The sequence below is a fragment of the Amycolatopsis sp. WAC 01376 genome, from assembly GCF_003947415.1.
GTDB lineage: Bacteria > Actinomycetota > Actinomycetes > Mycobacteriales > Pseudonocardiaceae > Amycolatopsis.
On record NZ_QHKL01000001.1, the window covers coordinates 792,688 to 809,711 of the forward strand.

The 17,024-nt window shown below is 67.8% G+C and carries 14 protein-coding genes; 7 read left to right on the plus strand and 7 right to left on the minus strand.

The genetic code is table 11. The annotated features are described in order from the left end of the window. Positions 1-30 precede the first annotated feature (30 nt). From DMH03_RS03765 to DMH03_RS03795, 7 genes are all read right to left on the minus strand, one after another. A complete protein-coding gene (locus tag DMH03_RS03765; protein ID WP_125790585.1) occupies positions 31-4,218 on the minus strand; it encodes a LamG domain-containing protein in 4,188 nt (1,395 codons plus the stop codon). A gap of 127 nt (positions 4,219-4,345) precedes the next feature. Continuing rightward, positions 4,346-4,747, minus strand: a complete 402-nt coding sequence (locus DMH03_RS03770; protein ID WP_125790586.1) for an immunity 7 family protein — start codon at positions 4,745-4,747, stop codon at positions 4,346-4,348. A 38-nt stretch (positions 4,748-4,785) separates the two neighbouring features. Then, on the minus strand, positions 4,786-5,325 hold the full coding sequence (locus tag DMH03_RS03775; RefSeq protein ID WP_125790587.1) for a DUF2716 domain-containing protein: 540 nt from the start codon (positions 5,323-5,325) through the stop codon (positions 4,786-4,788). 187 nt (positions 5,326-5,512) lie between these two features. Continuing rightward, the gene (locus DMH03_RS03780; protein ID WP_125790588.1) at positions 5,513-6,121 is read right to left on the minus strand and encodes a hypothetical protein; all 609 of its coding nucleotides are present in this window, start codon (positions 6,119-6,121) and stop codon (positions 5,513-5,515) included. A gap of 167 nt (positions 6,122-6,288) precedes the next feature. After that, positions 6,289-6,453, minus strand: a complete 165-nt coding sequence (locus DMH03_RS03785) for a helix-turn-helix domain-containing protein (RefSeq protein ID WP_125790589.1) — start codon at positions 6,451-6,453, stop codon at positions 6,289-6,291. A gap of 184 nt (positions 6,454-6,637) precedes the next feature. Continuing rightward, complete coding sequence (locus DMH03_RS03790; RefSeq protein WP_125790590.1) at positions 6,638-7,504, minus strand: hypothetical protein; 867 nt, start codon at positions 7,502-7,504, stop codon at positions 6,638-6,640. A gap of 315 nt (positions 7,505-7,819) precedes the next feature. Continuing rightward, entirely contained in the window at positions 7,820-8,314 is a 495-nt protein-coding gene (locus DMH03_RS03795; protein ID WP_125790591.1) for a hypothetical protein, read from the minus strand. A gap of 267 nt (positions 8,315-8,581) precedes the next feature. Here DMH03_RS03795 and DMH03_RS03800 point away from each other — a divergent pair, with 267 nt between their 5' ends. From DMH03_RS03800 to DMH03_RS42845, 7 genes are all read left to right on the plus strand, one after another. Next, on the plus strand, positions 8,582-9,727 hold the full coding sequence (locus tag DMH03_RS03800) for a hypothetical protein (protein WP_125790592.1): 1,146 nt from the start codon (positions 8,582-8,584) through the stop codon (positions 9,725-9,727). Between the two features lie 143 nt (positions 9,728-9,870). After that, positions 9,871-11,202: a flagellar basal body-associated protein FliL gene (gene fliL, locus DMH03_RS03805; RefSeq protein ID WP_125790593.1), complete on the plus strand. Its 1,332-nt coding sequence runs from the start codon at positions 9,871-9,873 to the stop codon at positions 11,200-11,202. Between the two features lie 3 nt (positions 11,203-11,205). Beyond that, positions 11,206-12,549, plus strand: a complete 1,344-nt coding sequence (locus DMH03_RS03810; protein ID WP_125790594.1) for a methyltransferase — start codon at positions 11,206-11,208, stop codon at positions 12,547-12,549. Next, entirely contained in the window at positions 12,546-14,447 is a 1,902-nt protein-coding gene (locus DMH03_RS03815) for a glycosyltransferase family 4 protein (protein WP_125790595.1), read from the plus strand. The genes DMH03_RS03810 and DMH03_RS03815 overlap by 4 nt, the downstream gene beginning before the upstream one ends. After that, entirely contained in the window at positions 14,440-14,979 is a 540-nt protein-coding gene (locus DMH03_RS03820; protein WP_233611264.1) for a hypothetical protein, read from the plus strand. Before DMH03_RS03815 ends, DMH03_RS03820 begins: the two co-directional genes overlap by 8 nt. Continuing rightward, the gene (locus tag DMH03_RS03825; RefSeq protein WP_125790597.1) at positions 14,976-16,745 is read left to right on the plus strand and encodes a glycosyltransferase; all 1,770 of its coding nucleotides are present in this window, start codon (positions 14,976-14,978) and stop codon (positions 16,743-16,745) included. The genes DMH03_RS03820 and DMH03_RS03825 overlap by 4 nt, the downstream gene beginning before the upstream one ends. A gap of 143 nt (positions 16,746-16,888) precedes the next feature. Further along, a complete protein-coding gene (locus DMH03_RS42845; RefSeq protein WP_255431227.1) occupies positions 16,889-17,017 on the plus strand; it encodes a hypothetical protein in 129 nt (42 codons plus the stop codon). The last annotated feature ends 7 nt before the right edge of the window (positions 17,018-17,024 follow it).

Consider the following 17,024-nt stretch of genomic DNA (forward strand, 5'->3'; position numbering starts at 1 on the left):
TTCAGATGGAGCGTCTGCCTAGCCGGAGAATCAGGGGTGGTCGAGGATCATGTCCGCGGCGATCCGCTGCGCGTCCAGCACACCGGTGTAGACGCGAACTCCGCGGACATCGCCGTACCAGAAGTCGGATTTGAGGCCAGTCCACACACCCCGGCCGATGAACAAGCTCGCGATATCACTGTTGCCGCTCCAGCCGACGACACCGGTCTGGCACACGGGCTGGAACTGCCTCTCGTCGGTCTCCGCGTAGAGGCACGCGACATCGGAAACCGCATCGTAGGTTCCGGTCAAGTGCGTCCAAGTGTTCTCGTCGATGCTTTCCGACGTGACATCGACCGCCGGAGTCGGCTGCCCGGCGACGGCCGACGGTGAAGTCGTCAACCAACTCCACTTGCCGTGCCAATTGCCGGAGGCGTCTTTGGACGGCCTGTAACCCAAAAGGAAAGGCGAGAACTTCGGGTCGTTCAAGGCAACGGCGGCTCGAGTGGCGTCGTCTCCACCCACGCCGTTCGAAGGACTGCGTAGCTTGGCGTCTTGGACATCCTCCGGAGTCCACTTGTGCCTCACCCAAGCTTCCACCGTGAAACTCCGGTCGGCGCGAAGTGCGGGCGGACGCGGACTCTCGATCTCCCCACTCCAGGACTTGTCGAACTTCGCGACGTTGACGCCGTTGTCGTTGACCATGGCCGCGCCACCCGAGACGACACCGGCCGCGCCGGTGACTCCATCAGTGGTGCCGCCGTCGAGCTGGTAGTTCGCCCGGAGCACAGCGGTGTTGGCGAGACCGGCGGTTTCGGCGGCGGGCAGCGCCCGATCCCAGACCTGGACCTGGTCGATGCTGCCCTTGAAGTAGGGCGACGGCTGGCCTTGCCACCGCACCTGCCCGACGGAGAAGCCATTAGTCGCGGTCCAAGTGGTCCCTGCGGGAATGGCCGTCTGCCCTTCGAGAACACCGTTCACATAGATCAGCACTTTGGCCGTGGAAGAGTCATAGACGCCGGTCAAATGTGTCCAGACACCCACCTGCGGGATGCTGGTGGAGGACGCCCACCGATACCTGTCCCCATCGTCGTCGGCGGCCGAAAGCCCCATGATCCACCGGTTCACGTCCGGGGAGTAGCGCAACTGGAAAGCGCTGGAGCGGATGCCATCTTGTCCGGCCACGACGTAGTAACCGTTGGCATCGGCCAGCTTCACCCACGCCGAAACGGTGAAGTTCTGCGCGGTGTCGATCACCGGTGTTTTCGTCTGCCCGTATCCGGGTCCGTCGCTGACGAAAGCCTGTCCGGACGACTGTCCGACCTTGCTCTCCGTGGCGGATTGCCCGGCGGAGTCGCTGTAGCCGGTCGCGAACCCCGAGCCGGGAGCGAAGGTGAGCGCACCGTCGTTTCCGGTCACGTCCACCGTGCTGCTCTCGAACGCGTACTCACGGATAGCCGACAGACCCGTCGGGACGCCGTTGTTCCCGTGCAACGAAGCGACTTCCGCTGTGGTCAGCGCCCGGTCGAGGATCGCGACCTCGTCGAGCTTCCCGGAATACAGGTAGGTCCGTACGCCCCCGGACTTCCCGCCCCCCACGACCAGCGGTCCCGCTCCACCGGCGCCGGTGGCACCGACAGTGGCCTGTGGTTGTCCATTGACGTAGAGCGTCGCCGTTTTCGCCGTAGCGTCGTAGACGCCCGTCAGGTGTGTCCACACCCCTTCCACCGAAGGGGCCGCGGAAAAGGCGGAACTCTGCGCCGAGTCGGCGATACTGAACGCCCATTTCCCGGATTCGTGATACTGCAAGGCGAAACCGCTGCCTTGCGCGCCGTCCTGCGACAGCACGACCCGCCTGCTGTTCAGCCCGGCCGGGTTTACCCAAGCGGAAACCGAGAAAGACTTCGTCGTGTCCACCACTCGCGCACCGGTCGCGAAGTAGTCGCCCGCCTGGCCCGACAGAACCGCGCCCTCCGCGATCTTCCCCTCGGCGAACGTTCCCTTGCCTTCACCGACATACCGCAGACCGGTCGCTTGAGAAGCGCCGTTTCCTTCGAACTGCCATGAGGCGAGAGGAGCTGTCACGTCCCGGACGCTGAAGTTGTAGTCGACCCTGGTCGACGGTGTCTTCGCCCGGTTGCACGACCAGACACTCAGGACGTGCGTCCCCTTCGTCTGCGGGGCGATCGCGACGGTCGCGGGCCCGCTGTACGCGGCGGGTTTCACGGTTCCGGGCTCGGTCCCGTTGCAGGTGGGCGGCGCGGTGTTGTCCAGCTTCCACACGTAGCTTCCGACCGAGGTCGGAGTGTTGGCCACCGCGAAGGTGAAGTCACCTGCCCGGCCGGGGCCACCTCCGAAGGTGCCACTCGGATACGTCTGGGACGACACCGATGGCGCGGCGGGAGCGGACAACTGCACCTCGACCTCACACTGGGCCGCCCAACTGGTTTCGCGGCCATCGGTGACATGAGCGTCGAAGGAGTAGAGCCCGTCCGCGTTCATCGATGCGGTGGACAGAGTGGCCTGAGCATTGCGATTGGCGACGTTCGAGTCGCTCAAGACATTGTCGACACCTGCCTCACGGCCGTCCCACGCGTAGTTCCCGGTGCTGACCCAGCCCTTGTAGACACGGAACCCGGTGTAAAGCATGCCGCCGTCCGGGTCCTGGACGTTCGCCTTGACCACGTAGCCCGTGCTGGTGCGACCGAGCACCGGACGAGTCCATGGCTTGCCCGGCGCGGGCGGGCCACACGGAAACGTCGAAGTCCCGTTGACGATGGCGAGGTTGGCCGGCGCGTTCGGACGCGAGTTGTAGGTGACCGAGAACCCGACCTGGGTGGAGTACCTCTTCCAGGTTTTCTGGTCGTTCTCGTTGGGCGAGACGATGCCGAAGGTGAAGGTCGGCCCGCCGACGTCCACCAGGCTCCGGATGGTCGGGAGGATGTCGAACCCGACGTTGGTCGGGCAGCCCCTCACCTCTCCGAGCCAGTTGCCCAGTGCCGGGCCGCTCCCGAACTTCAACCCTGGAACAATCGGATTGGTCAGCACCACGTTGTTGGAGGCGCTGCAGTCATTCGGGTTGGTCACCGCCAGGTTGAGTTGCGCGCTGTAGATCAGCTTCCCGGCCAGGCCACCGAGGTTCATTTCCACGAAGGAGCGCGCGGTGACGAGGTTTCCCGCGCAGCTCGAGTTGGAGTCGTAGACGTACCCGGCCTTGAGCTGGTCGCCCGAGTCCCATGCCGCCTCGCCCGGCGTCTTCGAAGCACCGCAGGCGTGCTGGACCAGGTAGTGGTTGCGACCGCAGTTGGCGCAGTAGTTCGTCTGCCAGGTGGGGTCGACGTAAACCGGGTACGCGGCGTTCGCCAGCAGGTCGGCGTCGGGGGTGAGGAGCAGCGCCTTACCCGAGATCTCGGTCGCGACCTTGGCCTGGCGCCCGCCCGCCGCGGGACCGCGGACGAAATCCACCGAGCCGGGTTCGACGCCCGACGAATCCCACATCAAGGGCGCCTTGGCCAGGAAGACGTCGGCCCCCTTGGTGTCCTTGACCCGCAGAGCGCCGTCGGCGTCCTTCGTGACCTGGCCGTTCTTCACCGGGAGGCCGAGCTTGATCTTCGCGATGGCCGGGTTCTTCGCCGCCTCCGGCGTCTTGATCACGACGACCTCGTGGACCTTGTCCACGTCCACCTCGACCTTGAGGTCGATCCCGGGAAGGACCTCGGGGTAGGTGGCCGTGGCACCCGAAACCACCGGTCGAGGAAGCGCGCCCGGCCAATCGAGACCCACCGAAGTGCCGTTGGCGCTCAACTGCACCAGAGGCGAGCCCCCCGCGGTCTGGACATCGCCTCGCCGTCCGGCGGACAGCGAGATGTCGGCCATCGCGGCCTTCGGCGACAGTGCCCCGTTCGGGTCGGGGCTCAGCGTCGAGTCCGCGGGCACCCAGTCACCGTCACGAGGGACCCGGACCGGACGGGTGTTCTGCGTCCGCGTCAGGGAGCCGTCCGGGTTGGCGACGGTCTCCGACCGCTCGGAGGTCAGGTCGTCGATCCGGACCTTCTTCCGGCCCTCCTTGGCGAACTTCGTCGCGGACGCGGTGTCGGGAGCGGAATTCGGTACCGCCGACGGCGCTGGGGAAGCGGCTTCCACCGGAAATGCGAAAGCCGTGGCCGGGAGCACCCCGAAAGCCACGGCCAACACGACGACGACGACACCGAGACGCGATCTCAGGCACGACGATCTCACGGCTGTTCCCCCTCGTTCCGCGGGGATGTGCCGCCCGCGCCCTGATGAACTCTGTCCTATTCGGACGGGCGGGAAAAGCAGCCGAACAGCCTAATTCGATCATCAACGAAAAGCGCAGGCAGACGGCTCAGATCTCGTAGCCGTCCAGCACGGTCGGCGCGACCGGGGACAGGTGCTCGTCGCCGCGTTCGGTGACCAGGCCCCGGGCCATCCGGTACACCTTGAATTCGTTGTCATTCTCGGGATCTTGGTCGTCCCAGACGTGCAGGAGGCCGTAGGAGCCGGGGGCGAGGTCGCCGACGCGGGTGAACAGGTCCACCAGCTCGGGCGCGATCGCCGTGCCGTGCTTGTCCATCCCGCCCAGGTGCAGCACCGGCACCCCGGCGGCCCAGCGCAGGTCGAGCAGATCGGCGTCGCCGAAGTCGCGGACGGCGCGGTGCACCCGCTCGACGATCCGCTCGAGCAGCGCCGCGTCGTCGTCACCGGAAGGGCTCGCTTGGATGGTCACCCACCCGTGGTATTCGAACACCCGCCTGAGTTTAGGCAGGTCCGCCCGCCGGACGGTGGTCAGCCCGCCATCGCGGCCGGTGTCCCGTTGCGCCGGAGCTCGTTCTTGAAGACGCGTTCGCCGTGCTTCTCGAAGGCGGGCACCAGCTTCTCGCCGTAGACGCACAAGGTCCGTTCCCACGGATGCCCGAGCGTGCCGAAGCGGAAGTCGTTCGCCAGGAAGAGGTGGTAGTCGGTGCGCGGGAACACCGGGACCGGCCACGGGTCGAGCGCGGCGTGCCGATGCGGGTAGAAGCGGTACGACTGGTGCTGCCAGTGCAGCACCCATACCCACTCGTCCTCGGCGACGCAGTCCTTCAGCGCCGAGAGGGCGACACGGGCGACGTCGTTCTGCTCGACGGCGTACGGGCCCAGCCGGAATTCGGCCGACGAGCGGTCGAGTCCCCCTGGCGCGAGATCCCACGCGACGGAGGGAGCGGGTTCACGGAAACCGGGCCAGGCGTGCGCGTAGGTGCTCGGCCAGAACGCGAGCTTGTCGTAGACCCAGTACCAGGCGGGCTCATCTGCGACCCTGGAGATGGCTTCCCAAGCGTTGTTCACGAGCGACCCTCGGTGGTTCGGCCGATTAAGACTGGGAAAGCTTCGTGTTCAGGGCCCAAGTTGTCCAGCTCGTGGGCATACTCCGCGAAATTGTCACCTGATCAGGTGTCTTGCGCCGTCGCCGGAACCGTGAGAATGACGGTGCGTGAACGGCGGACCCGCGGAAGGCGGGCCCGCCGTCGTTCGCTCACGCGGCCGCCTCCCAAAGGCTCATGAAGGCCGAGGCCTCACTCCGTACCCACGGCCGCACCTTGTCGCGATCGCGCGGCGACAGCGCGAACTCCTTCGAACGCCGGACGTCGACCACGAGCGGCCGTCCGCCAGGCCGCAGGTCGTCCATGGTCTGTTCGAGCAGCCACAGCACCATCTGCGCGGCATCCCGGCTCAACGGCTCCTCCTTGAAGTAGAGCCAGGTGACGTAGACGGGGCCGTCGCCTTTGCGCAGGCCGAGATGCGGGTTGATGCCCACCTCGAGTGACCCGAGCCGCCATCGTGACCGGCCGACCTCGGCCAGCCGCAGGTCACGCCGCCCGACGTAACGCAGCCAGCCGTTGGCGATGTCGGTGTAGTGCGGCCGCGTGCGCTCGTCCGCGTTCTCGACCAGCGCCCGCAGTACCTCGCGATCCCGCCCGGAGATCCGTCCGGCACGGATCGCGTTCGCGGCGCGGAGGTAGAAGTTGAACCCGCCCCTGGCCGGGTCCTCGTACTGACGGCGCCAGCGCCGGACGAACGAGGAACGCGAAGGACCCGAGCTCGTGCTGTACCCCACGAACGTGGGCAGGGTAATGTAGGCCATCCGTGTCTGCCTTTCGCCGCTGTTCCTGCTGTACAACACCCATTTTAGAACACATGTACGACAGAAAACGGCGCCTTACGGGTGACTTCCGGGGAAGTCGCCCGTAAGGCGCCGATCACAGCTCGCCGCCCCGGCTCCGACTACGCAGGCCGGAGGCGCTACAGCCCCTAGCCGTCTTCAAGCGCCGCGTCGCCGCCGCGCTCGTACTTCACGACCCACTTGCGGACTTCCGACGCAGGGACGCCGACCTCGCGCGCCACCTGCTCCTCGGTCGCCTCCTTGGCGAGCAGCCGTTTAACCTCACGCGACTTGCGCCACCTGGGAATTCCCATATTTGCGATCCGCCCCTTACCTTTTCGTCAACACTTATTCGCATTGAATTTGACGATATAAATTGAAAGGGCGAACAGGTTCAGGTAGACTCCTTTTTGGAGAGTCGTGTGGAACTGCGTTTATGAACCTGCTCGTCCTCCACTGCGCCGGGCGAGGACTGGTACTCCTCGCCCGGCGTCCAGCTTATCCAGAAGCAGGCTTGGGCAGCATCTCACCCTTCCGAAACGCAAGAACTTGTCGCGCCTCTCCGCGCAGCCAGCCGTTATAAGCCTTCAAGTAAATTCCGATCTGCTCCCTGGCATCCATCCGCCTCCGGCCGCCTTGAGCGCGCACATTCATGAAGAAGTTTCGGAAACGAAGCCGCTGGTCAGTCTCGTCCAGGTTTGCGCCCTTGATAATGCCACTGAACCATTCACTCTGGTCCAATTCCGGCGCAGCCCTGCGCGTCACATATATAGCCGTTGCACAGGCCGACGTGATGATCCCGACCGACGCGGATACGGGCCGTGCGCGCCGAATGCACTCAAGCATGGCCGGATGCCGTTGATACAGCTCCATAACTTGATCATTGGTAATCCTGGACCGAGGCCCGCTCCAACCCGCTCCACCAGGAAGAGTGTCGTACAGATGCAGACAACGAAGGGCGGCGGCGAGATTCAGCACGTCGGGTGCGCCGATCGTCCTCAACGTGTCGGCAGCACTGCGACGCTTCCCCGTGTCTACAACGCTGAAGGTGGATCGGTCGACACCCCGCACCACCAGCATCAACACCGACACGCCCGACCTCACGACGGCCGCCAGACGGTGTTGCCCGTCAAGCAGTACACCGTCGATGTCGATCGCGATGCCCTGGTGACTTAGCTGCCACTCCCCTCGTTTCATCGCCTGCGCATACAGCTCCACCGTGTCGCGATCGAGTTTTCTGTTTCCTTCGTTCCAGCGGAGGATCTCGGTCGCGATCTTTGGGTCGATGAGCTGGACCTGGGGAACTACCCCGCTCGAGCTCCGATCCTCTGACAACAGCTCGACCATGTCTCTGACATCAGTCACGTCATTCACACCTCTTGCACTTCTGACAACCACCCTGCGAGCACAAGGCAGCGAAACAGTACAAGAACCGAAATAAGCCCTGGCCGGGAGCAAGCTCAAGGCCATCTCTCAATCACTCCATTGGGTTAAATATCTCTGGCGTGCGGGCCTACTAATGAAATCGGCCTACACGAATAACCTTTACCCGATAAGGCCAGGTCACGAGCCTGAAATAGAGGGATTCGCGAGTGAAATTTCGAGGACCTTGAGGTCCCTACACGACATACCCGGACAGGTGACAAAGACTGGGCATGCCTTCACGTCAGAGGAGTGCCATCACGACGGAGGCCAAGGACCTTCGAGCAGCTCGGCCGATTCCTCGAGGATCGGCACCTCGCAGACGTCCCTCGGGGTGAGGTCGGTCGGGATCCAGTTCTCGAGCATCGCCGACCAGCGCGTGATGCCCCGCAGGGACGGCGGGGAGCCGAGCAGCGCGCCGACCTCGCTGATCAGCGCGCCACCGGCCGCGGGCGAGAGGCGCCCGTCGACCATCGCGGTGAGCCAGCCGTGGATCAGCGCCCAGCGGGCGGCCGTCGGATCGGCGGGCAGTTCGAGGCCCAGTTCGTCGACGACCTGGCCGAACGCCTTGTCGACGGCGGCCTCGGCGTAGGACTCCATCCCGGCGAGCAGGGCGAGGGACGGGGTGTCGAGTCCGGCGACGATCGCGTCCAGACCGGCCTCGACCAGGTGGGAAGTGCGGACGTCACGGCCGGCGAGCCTGCCGATGGCCAGCTCGCGCAGCGCGCCGCGACACTCGTCGATTTCCGTCATCCGGCACTTCCCACATCAGCCACCGTACCGGCGGGACCGGCCATCCGCGCCTGACCAGCCGAAAGAGGGACGAAGGGGCCTTTCCCCTCATCTCTCGCGGCGAAGGGCGCTTTCACCTCGTGCCATACGGGGAAAGGCCCCTTCACGGCGCGCAAGATCAGTGCTGGACCAGGCGGTAAGTGGACGCAAGAATGGGGAAAGACCACATCAACCACCCATAAGGGTGCATGCAACACTGGCTGCCCACACCCGGCGGCAGGGGGCTAAATGAGCTGGCAAGACGAGCTTCGACAGCTGGACGTCGAGCTGGCCGCGGGTCGCGTCGGGCACGCCGAACACCGCCGTAAGCGTGACGAGCTCCTGGCAGAGGCCTCCGGCGGGACGATGCCGTCCCCGGTCCCCTCGCCACTACGACGTCCGGGCGGGGCGTGGCACAGCACCAATCCCGCCGCACGGCCGGTCGAGCCGCCCGCCACCGTCCAGCAGCAGCAGCCGTTCCAACAGCAGCAGCCGTTCCAACAGACCCAGCCGGTGTACACGCCCGTCGAGCAGCCGGAGAAGAAGGCGGGCATCCCGCGGATCGCGGACCACAAGACCACCGCGCCCTCGCCCGCCGACATCAATCCGACGGTCTACCTGCGTGCCACCCCGCCGCCCGCCAGGAACCAGCCGTCGACTCGCGAGCTGAACCGGCCGCTTCCGCCGCTGGCGCCCGAGCCCGGCCCACGCCATCAGGCGCCGGCCGAGGATTACGCGGTGGTCGGCAAACGCAAGCCGACGTGGCTGTTCATCGGCGCCGGGGTGCTGGTGGTGCTGGCGTTGATCATCGGCGGAACGCTGTGGCTGGGCTCGTCCCAGCCCTCGAACGTCGCCGAGCAGCCGCCGGCGCAGAGCGTGGCCCAGCCGCCGAACGGTCTCGCGCCGTCGGGTCAGCCCGACAGTGCCCAGACGCCGTTGGAGGATCGGCTCCCCGCGCTGCCGGGGACACCGTCGAAGGACAACTCGACGATGTCGGTCGCGAAGGGTGTCGAGCTCAGCCTCTATTCGAAGGCCGCGGGCGACTACCTCGCTTCGAAGAACGTCGCTTCCGTCACCTACAAGGGTTCGAACGAGGGCACGAACAGTTACCTCGTCCTGGTGATCCCGGCGAACGACGCGAAGGACGCGGCTTCGATCGTGAAGTACTTCCGGGAGAACTCGATCGACGCGGGACTGCGCGAGCAGCGCGTCGGCGATCGGCTCGCCCTCGTCGGCGCGAACCAGAACGGTCAGCTCAGCGGCATCGGTTACGTCTCCGGGACGATGGCCGTCACGACGTGGGTCTCGCAGCCGCTCGGCGGCGACCCGCAGGCGCTCGACACCCGTCTGGAGCAGACGCTGACCTCGTTGGACACCGTTCTCCCGGCGGGCTGAGAAACGCAGGTCGCGGGGAGATCACGATTCGACCCGCGGGGGCGCGGCCAGTCCGGGCAGTGCAGAATGTGCGAGGTCACCGCAGTGGTGGTATCGCGACGGCCGGGAGCGTTCCTCCCGGCGGGAATCGGATAAGGGGGCCGGTGGTGTCCTGGCAGGAAGAGCTGCGCAATCTGGACGAAGAGCTCGCATCTGGACGGCTCTCCGCCGATGATTACCGGCTCCGCCGTGACCAGGTGCTGTCCTCGGCGGTCGCGTACGGCGACCCCGCGCAGCAGCAGGTCCAGCAGCCCGGCCAACAGCCGCAGCAGCCGTTCCAGCAGCCGCCCGCGCCGCCTCAGCAGCAGGCGCCGCAGCAGACCGGTCAGCCCAGCGCCGACTCGACGCAGATCATCGCGCCGGTGAACCAGCCGCAGCAGAACGGCGGCGAAGGCGAGCGCACCCAGGTCGTCCCGAACTGGCAGCAACAGCAGTCCGATCCGAACCGCACCCAGGTCGTGCCGCCGGTGGCGTCACCGCCGGGCGGTTTCCCCCAGCAGGGCCAGCAGGCGTCCCCGGCCGGTGGCTTCCCGCAGCAGGGTCATGCCTCGCCCGCGGGCGGTTTCCCGCAGCAGCAACAACAGCCGCAGCACGGTTACCAGCAGCCGCAGCAGCAGGGCTGGACCGACAACGACGCCAGCCCGCCGTGGGGTGGTTCGGACTTCCCGCCGATCTCGCCGGTCGGCAGCACGGAGTGGGTCAAGCAGGGCCCGGAGCTGTTCGAAGACAAGCCCAAGGGCAAGGGCGGCAAGATCGCGATCATCGCGATCGTCGCCGTCCTGGTTCTCGCCGGTCTGGGTGTCGGCGGTTACTTCGCCTTCTCCGGTGGCGGTGACACCCCGCCGGATCCGACGGCCGCGCCGCAGTCGTCCCAGCCGCAGCCCGCCCCGCCGTCGTCGACCAAGCCGAAGACGCCCGAAGAGCTGCTGTTCGAGAAGATCCCGGAGCAGTCCGGTGAAGAGGACCCGAAGAGCGGCGCGATCCCCGTTGCCCAGCTCGCCGAGCTCGCCGGCTTGGAGAAGGCCGAGGCGGATCTGGTGATCGCCGCCGGGGTCAAGCAGGTCGCGTACCGGGGCTCGCAGAAGCAGCCGGACGAGACCGGGCCGCAGCCGGCGAAGATCTCGGTCACGGTCATCCCGCTGACCAGCCCCGGTGCCGCCGGTGACCTGGTCAAGCAGCTGCGCCAGTACCAGACGACCAACGGATTCGTGCAGATCACCGAGCCGCTGCCGGGGATGCCGCCGAAGCTGAACTTCCAGAAGAAGATCGACGGCGACAAGGGTTCCTACCGCGGCACCTGGATCAGCGGCAACAACATCGTCCGCGTCGACATCCTGCAGAACCCGCTCGGCGGGGAAGAGGGCGAGAAGGCGTTGAGCGGCACGTACCAGCGTGCGGTGAAGAAGACGCTGGAAAACTACGCCGTCACCAGCTGAGAAATGACCGCCGAGACGGCACGGCTGCTCACCACCCTGCTTTCCCTGGCCGAGGACACCGGTTCGTTGTCCGACGAGCTGCACTTCGCCGGCCGGGACGCCGCCGAGCGTGCTCCGCTCGACCACGGTGCCGCGAACGTCCTCCGGGCGCTCGTGGTGCCGAAGGCGGCGAGGGTGCTGGAGGTCGGTGCCGGTTTCGGTGGTCTGACGCGGTATTTGGGTGAGGTCTCGGAGACGGTGCACGCCGTCGAGGCCGACCCGGTCCGCGCGGCCGCGGTGCGGTTCCGCACCCGTGACCTCACCACCGTGACGGTGCACGATCGGCCGCCCGCCGACGGCTACGACCTCGTCGTCGTCCAGCAGCCGTACGCGACGCGAAGCCTGCTGGACTCGGTTCGCGAACGGCTGTCGCCGCTGGGCGCCGTCGTGGTGCTGACGGCTTCGCGCGGTGTCGCCAAGACGCTGGCGGCGGCAGGCCTCGAAGTCCAGCGTGAGCTGCTCTGTTCCCCCGGTCACGAGGTCGCCCGCGCCGTGCGCGGCACGCAGATCGACACCGAACTACCCCGGCTGTCCGCGGCGATCGCCGGTGGTCCCGCCAACGGACTCGCCCTGCTCTGCGGTCCCGGCGCCGCCGCGCTCTGGCCCCCGTACCGGCTCGCGACCTACTTCAACACCTCCGAACGCGCCGCGTTCGCCTGCACGCGCGCCGACGTCGTGCGCACCGGGGACGGTGCCGAGGTCCGCCGCACGCCGCTGGTCCCGTCGCCGCCGGTGGCCGGGATCTCGGTCGGACCGTGCGCGGACAACGTGTACGACGCCCCGACGATGGTCGAAGTCCTGTTCGACGAGCCGGAACGGGTCGCGGAGCTGCTCACCGGCTGGCGGGATCTCGTCCGCGCGGAGGCCTCGCGCGGGGTCGAGGCGTTGTGGGATCTGGTGCCGCACAACGTCCTTGTCGACGGCGAGACGCTGCGCCCGATCGACCTCGAGTGGCGGAACGAAGGCGCCGGCGTGCCCGAGGTGATCGAACGCGGAGTGCTCGTGCTGGCCGACAAACTCGCCGACGCGGGCTGGCCCGGGGCGGCGGAGGGCGGGTCGATGCGCGACCTGGCGGGCTGGCTCGGTGTGCTGATCGGGCTCCATCCCTCCTTTGTGGACAGTGCGGTGGCGCGTGAGGTCGCCTTCTCGACGATCGCCTCGTGCGGCACCGCGCACGGCACGGACGAGGTGCGGGTGGCGATCGACGGGATTTGGCGAACGCGCCTGGCGAGAACCGTCCACGAGTACCGTTCACCCAAGGTCGGCGCCGGTGTGGCGGCGAACGAAGACGAGGTAGCGAAGCGATGACGAGCCTGCATACCGCCGGCATCCTGACCCCGGCCCTGCCGGTCGGGCACATGTTCGAGCTCCGGGGCTGGACGACCGGCATCAGCCGGATCGGTGAGATGTCCGTGACCATCGCGGACGTCGAGGCGAACCTGTTCCCCGAGCCGTGCCCGGGCGCGCCCGAAGGCACCTTCGGCTGGCGCGCGGTCCCGGGTTCCTGGGTTCCGGCGGGCACGCAGGACATCGTCGTCACCGGTCCGGACGAGCGTGTGCTGAACCAGGCGACCGTCCACGTCGGAACGTTGCCGGGCGAAGAACCGCTGTGGCTGGGCGAACTCGAAGCGCCGAAGCAGGGCAAGGTCAGCGAAGGACACGTCGTCTACGTGACGGGGTGGGCGTTGCTACAGGGCCGCGCGCCGAGCCTGATCGAGGTCATGGTCGAGGGCGGCGGCACGGTCAGCGCGCGCACCCGCCTGCCGCGCAAGGACGTCCCCAAGGAATTCCCCGGATTCGACGACGCCGCGGTGAGCGGCTTCGAGGCCTGGGTGCCTGTCGATCTCCCGTACGGCGAAGAGCGGACGCTGTCGCTTCGCGTCCGGTACCGCACCGAAGGCGTCGGCGAGGTCGTGTCGGCGAAGCGCACTTTCACGCTTCGCAACCCCGTCGCGGACTTGGACGACGCCGAACTCGCCGACGAGCTGGCCGGGGATACCGCCCGCGCGATGGCGCGCGTGAATATCCCGACCGACCCGAAGCATGTGCTGGTGTTCACGCACAGCCTCGGCGTCGGCGGCGGGCAGCTGTGGCTGCAGGAACTGCTGAGCCGGATAGTGACCGATCACGGCTGGCAGGTCAGCCTGGTGAGTGAAACCGACGGCCCGCTGCGCGCGGACTGCCACGAACTCGGCATCCCCGTGCACGTCACGACGCACTACCGGAACCAGACGGTGCCCGCCTACGAAGGCCACGTCGCCGAGCTGGCGCGCTTCGCGAAGTGCTCTGGAGCGGGCGTCGCGCTCGTCAACACTCTCGGCGGCTTCGTCGGTGCGGACGCGGCGAAGCGCGCCGGGATGCCGACAGCGTGGGTCATCCACGAAAGCTTCTCGCTGCCCGCGTTCGCCTACCAGAACTGGGGCCCGGTGAAACCGCCCGCCGCGGTGTGGCGACGCTGGGAAAGCACCCTCGCCGAGGTCGACAGGCTGCTGTTCGTCGCGGACGCGACGCGCGAGATGTTCCTCCCGTACAGCAAGCCGGAGCGGTGCCGGACGGTCCGCTACGGCACGCCGATGCACAAGTTCGGCGGCCGGACACGGTCGGAGACGCGGCGGCAGGCGCGCAACATGCTCGGCTACTCGCCCGACGACATCGTGCTGGTCAACATCGGCATCGCGGAAGCCCGCAAGGGGCAGGCGCCGCTGATCTCGGCGATGGAGCGGATCCACAAGGTCCACCCCGAGGCGAAGCTGTCGATCGTCGGCCTCCACCCCTCGCCGTACGGGCTGGCGATGGAGGAGTCCGTCGAGCGCGCCGGGCTGGAGGAATCGGTCAGCCTCGTGCCGATCCAGCCGGATCCGCTGCGCTGGCTCCAGGCCGCGGACATCTTCGTGAACAGCTCCGACATCGAGTCACTGCCGCGGTCGATCCTCGAAGCCGTCTGCTGTGGCGTCCCCGTCGCGGCGACCGACGTGTTCGGCGCGCGGGAGATGATCGTCGACGGCGAGACCGGCTGGCTGTTCGAGACCAACGACGTCGACGCGCTGACGGCGGCGCTGCTGCGCGCGCTCGGCACGTCGGCCACGCGCCGCCGTGAGATGGCGAAGGCCGCGCACGAGAAACTGCTGCCGTGGCTCGACCCGGCGGGCTACGCGCGCGAGTACTCCGAAATCCTGACCGAACTGAGTGGGGGCGTTCATGTCTGACACCGACATTCCCGGCCGTGTCCAGGCCGAGCTGACCCGGCTCCGTGCCGAGCGGCAGGTCTTCACCGCCGAGCAGGACCGGCTGAAGGCGAAGCTGGCCGACACCGAACACGAGTTGCGTGAGGCCATCGCCGCCTCGCCGGACGAAGGCGAGTCCGCCGAGGTGCACCAGAGGCTGGCCACACAGCAGGAAGAACTCGATGTCGCGAAGGCGCGTTCGCAGGCGCTGGAGGCCGAGGTCCTGCTCGCCCACCAGCAGCGTGACTCGCTGCGCGCGGAGCTGAAGACCTGCCGCGAGGAGCGGGACAAGCTGCGGCTCGCGCTGCTCGACGCCGAACTCGTGGTGTCGGCGGGCGTCGTCGACGCGGACGTCCTGCCCGGTGGCGAGCCGTCGGCCGACCGGCAGCGGCTGCTCAACGCCGAACGTCTCGCCGCCGAGATGGCCAGGGAACTCGACGCCACGCGCCGCACCGTCAGCTGGCGGGTCACCGCGCCGCTGCGGGTCGTGCGGAAGAAGATGGACCGGTCGTGACCGAACTCTGCTTCGTCTCCGCCGAGGGCGGTTCCGCCTTCATGGAGGAACTGCTGGAGGTGGTCGCCGACGCCGTGCGCACCGCGGGCGGCAAGGCCAGCACCGCGATCGGCAAGTTCCCCGACGCCGGGAACGACACGGTGTACGTCGTCGTCCCCCACGAGTATTTCGTGACCGTCCCGGACGCCGAATTCCCGACCGCCGCGCAATGCCGCCGCACCATCGGATTCTGCGTGGAGCACCCAGGCACGGCAACCTTCGAACGCAACGCCGAACTGCTGTCGATCCTGGGCGGCGCCGTCGACATCAACACCGATTCGACCGCCGAACTGCGGCGGCGCGGGATCGCCGTCGAGCATTTCCAGCTCGGCTACAGCCCGCTGTGGGATCTGTGGGGCGGAGACCTCGACAGCCCGCGCGACCTCGACGTCACCTACCTCGGCACGGCCGAGCGGCGGCGTTCGGTGCTGCTCGGCTCATACGCGCGGGACCTCGCCGGGCTGCGGACGCGGCTGCTGACCCCGCCGCACGAGCCGATGACCGCCGCCCGCGTCGACTTCCTGCCGGGCAAGGCGAAGTTCGAGCACCTCGCGCGGTCGCGGTTCCTGCTGAACCTGCACCGCGAGCAGAAGCAGACCCTGGAATGGGTGCGCACGCTCGAAGCCATGACCAACGGCTGCGTGGTGGTCAGCGAGACCTCGGCCGACGTCGAACCGCTGGTCCCCGGCGAGCATCTGGTCCTCGCGCGGCCGGAGGCGCTGGGCTCGGTCGCCGCCGCGCTCGCCGACGAGCCCGAACGGGAACGGCACCTGCGTTCGGCCGCCTACGGTTTCGTGAAGTCGCTGGACATGACGTCGTCCGCGCGGCGCCTGATCGACCTGGCCGCTTCGCTGGGTTCGGCGCCTGCCGCGGACATCGCGCCTGCGCGTGCGCTGGCGACGAGCCTGCGGAATCCGGAGGACGCCCTGGCCGTCGACACCCCGTCTTTCGACGCGCGGTTCGCGGGCGACCGGTCCGCCGCCGGCCCCGCTTCGGCACGCGGGACGGCGTTGTCGGCGCGGATCGCGCAGCGCGCGGCAGGTGCGCGGCGGGTCGCCACGCGACGCTGGGAGCCCGCGGCGGCTTCGATGGCGGGCACCGCCGACGGCGACGTGCTGATCGTGCGCCGCACCGGTGAAGTCGATCCGGACGAACTCGCGAACGACCTGCTCACCGGCAGTGTGGTGCCGCGGAAGGTGCTCGTCGGCGAGGACGGCGTGCACCCGTGGCCACGTCCGCGCCCGTACGACGTCCTGCTGCACGACACCCCGCTCGGCCGCGGACTCACGCGGAACTCGCTGCTGGAGCGTTCGACGGCGTCGCGGCTGCTGGTGCTCGACGGCGGGATGCGTGCTTCGGAGTTCCTGCTGGAGCGCCTGCTGGCCGCTTCGGAAGGGGCGGACGTCGTGCACTGCCCGGTCGCGGACCCGGTCGACGGTCTGGTCGGCGCGCTGCCGCCGGAGGAACGGCGCCTGCGGACGCTGCCGTATCTGGGCAGCGGCTACCTGGTGCGGCGTGCGCTGATCGACGACTTCGGCGGGTGGAACACCGAGGTGCTGTTCGAGGGCCTGGAGGATCACCTGTTCTGGCGGCGGGTGGCCGCGGCGGCCCGGCCGACGACGCTGGTGCAGCAGGTGCTGCTGCGGCGGCTGCGGCCGGATCCGGACTCGCGGCCGATGGACCTCGACCCGCATCGGGTGTGGGCCGCGGTCGGCAGCGCTCTGTAGCTCCCTCAAACGCTAGGAACGGTCCGTTCATTGCAGATTTTGCAATGAACGGACCGTTCCTAGCACTTGCGGTGGGCGTGGCGTTAGTCCGAAAGTGTGAGTCAGGCCGTGTCGGTGAACGTCCTCCCCCGGTGATGCGCCTTATGGGCAGAGCATCGGAGCGTTCGGATGCCGGACGAGGAGGAGCCGCCATGGCCTGGGAAATCGCCCTGGTCGCCGCGCTGGCCGTCGTATTCGTCATACGGCTCGCGCTTCAGCTGAAACGCGGCTGACCTCGTC

Excerpts from the sequence above, each read along its gene's own strand:
- DMH03_RS03780 (WP_125790588.1), bottom strand. The coding sequence starts at position 6,121 with ATGGCCTACATTACCCTGCCCACGTTCGTGGGGTACAGCACGAGCTCG.
- DMH03_RS03785 (WP_125790589.1), bottom strand. The coding sequence starts at position 6,453 with ATGGGAATTCCCAGGTGGCGCAAGTCGCGTGAGGTTAAACGGCTGCTC.
- DMH03_RS03795 (WP_125790591.1), bottom strand. The coding sequence starts at position 8,314 with ATGACGGAAATCGACGAGTGTCGCGGCGCGCTGCGCGAGCTGGCCATC.
- DMH03_RS03800 (WP_125790592.1), top strand. The coding sequence starts at position 8,582 with ATGAGCTGGCAAGACGAGCTTCGACAGCTGGACGTCGAGCTGGCCGCG.
- DMH03_RS03810 (WP_125790594.1), top strand. The coding sequence starts at position 11,206 with ATGACCGCCGAGACGGCACGGCTGCTCACCACCCTGCTTTCCCTGGCC.
- DMH03_RS03815 (WP_125790595.1), top strand. The coding sequence starts at position 12,546 with ATGACGAGCCTGCATACCGCCGGCATCCTGACCCCGGCCCTGCCGGTC.
- DMH03_RS03820 (WP_233611264.1), top strand. The coding sequence starts at position 14,440 with ATGTCTGACACCGACATTCCCGGCCGTGTCCAGGCCGAGCTGACCCGG.
- DMH03_RS42845 (WP_255431227.1), top strand. The coding sequence starts at position 16,889 with ATGGGCAGAGCATCGGAGCGTTCGGATGCCGGACGAGGAGGAGCCGCC.